Genomic DNA, 4,632 nt, shown 5'->3' on the forward strand with positions numbered 1-4,632 from the left:
GAGGCAGCCTGCGCGGCCGCGCTCTCGTCCGCCCGCGCGAGGAGCAGGAGGTCGTCGACGAGCGTCGAGAGCCGGTCGACGTCGACCAGGAGGTCCTGAGGCAGGTCGCCCGCCTCGCCGAGGTGCTGGGCCACCTCGAGCTGCGCCCGCATGCTCGCGAGTGGGTTGCGCAGCTCGTGGGCCGCATCGGCGGTGAACGCCCGTTGTTGACGACGCGCCGCGGTGACCCGGTCGAGCATTGCGTTCAGGGTCGTCGCGAGTGCACTCACCTCGTCGTGGGTCGGCGGGACCGGGAGCCGCTCGGTCTCGGACGAGCTCTCGTCGATCCGGGCCGCACCGCGGCGTAGGGCCTCCACCGGTGCGAGCGCCGCACCGACGACCTGCCAGGCGATGAGCCCGATGACGACGAGGAGGATCGGCAGCGAGAGGAGCAGCAGCGTGCGCACCGTTGCGGCGCTCCGCTCGATGTCGGTCGTCGGGGCCGCGGCGACGACATCAAGCGGGGCGCTCTGCGGACCGGCCCGCACCGCCACGACCTGCAGACCGCCCGAGAGACCCGACCGGTTGCCGGGTACGACGACTGACGCACCCGACAGGGCTCGCTGCAGCTCATCGGGGGTCACGAGAGCGGTGAGTCGGTCGGCAGCGATGGATCCGTTAACGACGCGACCCTGCTGGTCGAGCACCTGAATGACCTGGACACCCGACACCGGGACGGGGTCGGGCAGCCGCCCGGCGTCGACGAGGAGCGCGACCTGCTCCGCACTGGCCCGCGCCGCCGCCTCGACGGAGCGAGTGAGCGAGGCGGTGAGCACGCCATACAGGAGTGCTCCCCCGATCGCGAGCGCGCCTGCCACGCCCAGCAGCCCGACGGTCATGAGCCGCGCGCGGATCGTGGACCGGGCGAACCACCCGAACCACGGACGTGGAGGCAACCGGCTCACCATCGCCCGGGCCTCACGTCTCCACACGGCCTCACGAGCGCCCCGCTCACTGCGCGAGTCGGTAGCCGTGGCCGCGGACCGTCTCGATCCGGGTGCGCCCGACCTTGCGGCGGAGGTAGCCGACATAGACCTCGACGACGTTCGTGTCGCCGGTCTCACCCCAGATCCGGTCGAGCAGCTCCTCCTTGTTGCAGGCCGCGGGATGCGCGCGCAGCAGGTGCTCGAGCAGGAGGAACTCGCGGGGCGACAGGTCGACGTCGGCCCCGTCCACGTCGACGCGGTGGGTGGCCGGGTCGAGGCGCACCCCGGCCGCCTCGAGGACTGCAGGCCGTGGCGCCGGGTCGCGTCGCAGCAGGGCGCGCAGCCTGGCCACGAGAACGACGAAGGAGAACGGCTTCGTGAGGTAGTCGTCGGCGCCGTAGTCGAGCCCGTCGGCCTCGTCGTACTCGCCGTCCTTGGCGGTGAGAAACAGGACGGGCACCCAGTTCTCCTCCTCGCGCAGGGTGCGCACGATGGTGTAGCCCGACATGCCCGGCAGCATGATGTCGAGCACGATGACGTCGTAGCCTCCGAACCGGGCCGCCTCCAGACCGCTCGGCCCGTCCGCGAGATGGTCGACGACGAATCCCTCGGAGCCGAGTCCCCGGACGAGCGCGGCGGCCATCCGCACCTCGTCCTCGACCAGTAGCACCCGCACGCCCTCACCCTGCCACGTGTCGCAGGCCCCTCGCGCGTCACCGAGAGTGCTTCTCAGGACGCTCTCAGCACCGCTGTCGGAGGATGGTCCCATGAGCATCTTCACCGACCGTCCATGGACTCGCTGGGTCGTCCCGGTCGCCGCCTTCGGCGTCATCGGCGCGACGGCCGCGGTGGCGAGCCAGCAGGCCAACGCCGACGCCGGGCTGCCGCACCGCACCGCCGCGCAACTGCTCGCCGACGTCCAGTCAGCGGATGTGACGAGCCTGTCGGGGACGGTCGTCCAGACGGCTGACCTCGGCCTGCCCTCGCTCCCCGGCCTCGATGGCGGTGGCCCCGGGCCGATGTCCGGCAGCGGTGGCAGCAGCTCACTCACCTCGTTGCTGTCCGGCTCGCACACGTGGCGGGTCTGGCTCGACGGGTCGACTCGCCAGCGGCTGGCGCTCGTCGGCAGTTCCGGCGAGTCCGACGTGATCCGCAACGGGCAGGACCTCTGGCTGTGGTCGAGCACCGACAAGTCGGCCGTCCACTACAAGCTCCCCGCGGTCCACCTGTCGCCGCAGGCCAGGGGCAGCAGTTCCTCGCTTCCCAGCGGCGCACCCTCGGGGCTGCCGACGACCGCGCCGCGGACGCCCGACGAAGCCGCGAGCCAAGCGCTGGCCCTCATGGGCAAGGACACCACGGTCACGACGAGCGGCACTGCCACCGTCGCCGGCCGTTCCGCCTACGAGCTCGTCCTCACGCCGAAGGACAAGGCGACCCGCGTCGCCTCAATCCGCATCGCCATCGACGGCGAGCGCCACGTGCCGCTACGGGTGCAGGTCTACTCGACCAAGCTCGCCAACCCGGCCTTCGAGGTCGGCTTCACCTCGATCGACTTCGCCAAGCCCGATTCCCGGCAGTTCGCGTTCACCCCGCCACCCGGCACGAAGGTGACCAACAAGAGCGCGCCGACCGCCCCCGTCGGACCCCCGAAGGCGTCAGGGAGCAACCCGGCTCCCAGCGAGACCTCCAGCCCGCCGAAGGTCTCCGGCTCCGGATGGAGCACGGTCATGGTCGCAACACTGCCGCCGGACGCCTTGTCCGGCCAGAGCCAGAGTGGCCGGTCCGGTACGTCGCAGCAGGGCTCGCTCGGCCAGCTCGGCTCCGTGCTCGGCTCACTGCCCTCGGTCTCCGGGTCGTGGGGTCGCGGGCACCTCTTCGAAGGCACGCTCGTCTCCGCGGTGATCACGGACAACGGACGGATCGCGGTGGGTGCCGTGGGGCCAACGCAGCTGTATGCCGCGCTGGCGGCGAAGTGACCGAACGCGCGGTCACCGGGTCCCCGGGTCTCGCCCTCGAGACCCGGGGACTGACCAAGTTCTTCCACGGCAGGGCCGCGGTCGACGGCATCGACCTCGCCGTCCCGACCGGCAGCGTCTACGGCTTCCTCGGCCCGAACGGATCGGGCAAAACGACGACGATTCGTATGCTGCTGAGCCTCGTTCGCCCGTCGGCCGGCACGAGCAGCGTGCTGGGTCAGCCAATGCCGGGTGGTGCACTCCAGGTGTTACCGAGGGTCGGGTCGCTCGTTGAGGGACCGGCCTTCCACCCTTATCTGTCGGGCCGACGCAACCTCGAGCGTCTCGACGCGGCCGACCTCACCGCCGACCCGGGCACGTCCGGCAACCGCATCGAGGCCGCCCTTGACCGGGTCGGCTTGCTCGCCGCCGCCAACAAGCGCTATCGCGCCTACTCGCTCGGGATGCGTCAGCGCCTCGCGATCGCGGCCGGGCTGCTCATGCCGCGCGACCTTCTCGTTCTCGATGAGCCGACGAATGGCCTTGACCCGCAAGGGACTCGAGAGGTGCGACACCTAGTCGCCGACCTCGCGTCAGACGGGACGACGGTCTTTGTGTCGAGCCACCTGCTGTCGGAGGTCGAGCAGATGTGCACGCACCTTGGCGTCATGAGCGAGGGCAGACTGGTGGCACAGGGCTCCATCGACGAGGTCCGGGCCCCCTCGGCCGCGGTCGCCCTCGTACGCACCGACCAGCCGGACCTCGCCGCGAAGGTGCTCACGGGGCTCGGGCTCGCCGACGTCCAGCCCGGGCCGGGCGGGGTGCGCGCCAATCCCGGAGACGTCGAGCCGGAGAAGATCGTCGCCTCCCTCGTGAACAACGGGGTCGGCGTCAAGGAGTTCACCGTGTCGAGCGCAAGCCTCGAGGACCTGTTCGTCTCGCTCACGGGGGAGGGCTTCGATGTCAGCGGCTGACAGCATGGTCCGGGTGGACCCGCCGACGACCCCGGCCAGGAGCCAACCGGCGCCATCAGGCGGCGTCGTCTGGTGGCGCACGCTCCGGCTGCTCGGCTCGGAAATCCGCCTCATCGCGGGCCGGCGACGCAACCAGATGGGACTGCTCGTCCTCGCGGTGGTCCCCATCCTCATGGCGGTGGCCGTCAAGCTGAGCTCCCCGGGGCGCGGCGGCGGCGGTCCCGACCTGCTCGCCTCGATCACCTCGAACGGCCTCTTCGTCCCGCTCGCCGCGCTGAGCGTCGAAATCGGGCTCTTCCTCCCCCTCGCCATCGCGATGCTCTCGGGCGACGCGATCGCGGGCGAGGCCAACACGGGCACCCTGCGCTATCTGCTCACGGTGCCGGTCGGGCGAACCCGCCTGCTCGTCACGAAGTACGTCTCGCTCTGCATCGGCGCCGTCTGGGCTGTCGCCGTCATCGTCATCCCGGGCGCCCTCGTCGGCATCGCAATGTTCGGCAGCGGACCCATGCTGACTCTCTCCGGCACGCAGTTGCCGTTCTGGACCGCGGTGGGGCGGGTCGTGCTCATCGGCCTCTACCTCGCCGCCGGCCTCGCCGCCCTGGCCGCCGTCGGGCTGTTCATCTCGACCCTGACCGAGCAGCCGCTGGCCGCCACGATCGCGCTGATGATCTTCACGATCCTGTCGTGGATCGCGGACGCCATCCCGCAGATCGACTGGCTGCACCCGTGGCTCCT

The 4,632-nt window shown here is 71.1% G+C and carries 5 protein-coding genes; 3 read left to right on the forward strand and 2 right to left on the reverse strand.

What is annotated here, in order from left to right; all coding sequences use genetic code 11:
* A partial coding sequence (locus tag VIR15_RS21020) for a histidine kinase dimerization/phospho-acceptor domain-containing protein (RefSeq protein WP_331931430.1) occupies positions 1-935 on the reverse strand: 935 nt, incomplete at its 3' end.
* A 55-nt stretch (positions 936-990) separates the two neighbouring features.
* Entirely contained in the window at positions 991-1,641 is a 651-nt protein-coding gene (locus tag VIR15_RS21025) for a response regulator transcription factor (protein WP_331931432.1), read from the reverse strand.
* Between the two features lie 91 nt (positions 1,642-1,732).
* Between VIR15_RS21025 and VIR15_RS21030 the strand changes: the two genes are divergently transcribed.
* The 3 genes from VIR15_RS21030 to VIR15_RS21040 all read left to right on the forward strand — a co-directional run.
* Positions 1,733-2,941 (forward strand): hypothetical protein, encoded by a 1,209-nt coding sequence (locus VIR15_RS21030; RefSeq protein ID WP_331931434.1) that lies wholly within the window; start codon positions 1,733-1,735, stop codon positions 2,939-2,941.
* On the forward strand, positions 2,938-3,894 hold the full coding sequence (locus VIR15_RS21035; protein ID WP_331931436.1) for an ABC transporter ATP-binding protein: 957 nt from the start codon (positions 2,938-2,940) through the stop codon (positions 3,892-3,894). Before VIR15_RS21030 ends, VIR15_RS21035 begins: the two co-directional genes overlap by 4 nt.
* Positions 3,881-4,632 (forward strand): ABC transporter permease (locus tag VIR15_RS21040; RefSeq protein WP_331931438.1); only part of this gene is annotated, 752 nt, incomplete at its 3' end. The genes VIR15_RS21035 and VIR15_RS21040, both read left to right, overlap by 14 nt.

This window comes from Intrasporangium sp. (assembly GCF_036566125.1).
GTDB lineage: Bacteria > Actinomycetota > Actinomycetes > Actinomycetales > Dermatophilaceae > Intrasporangium.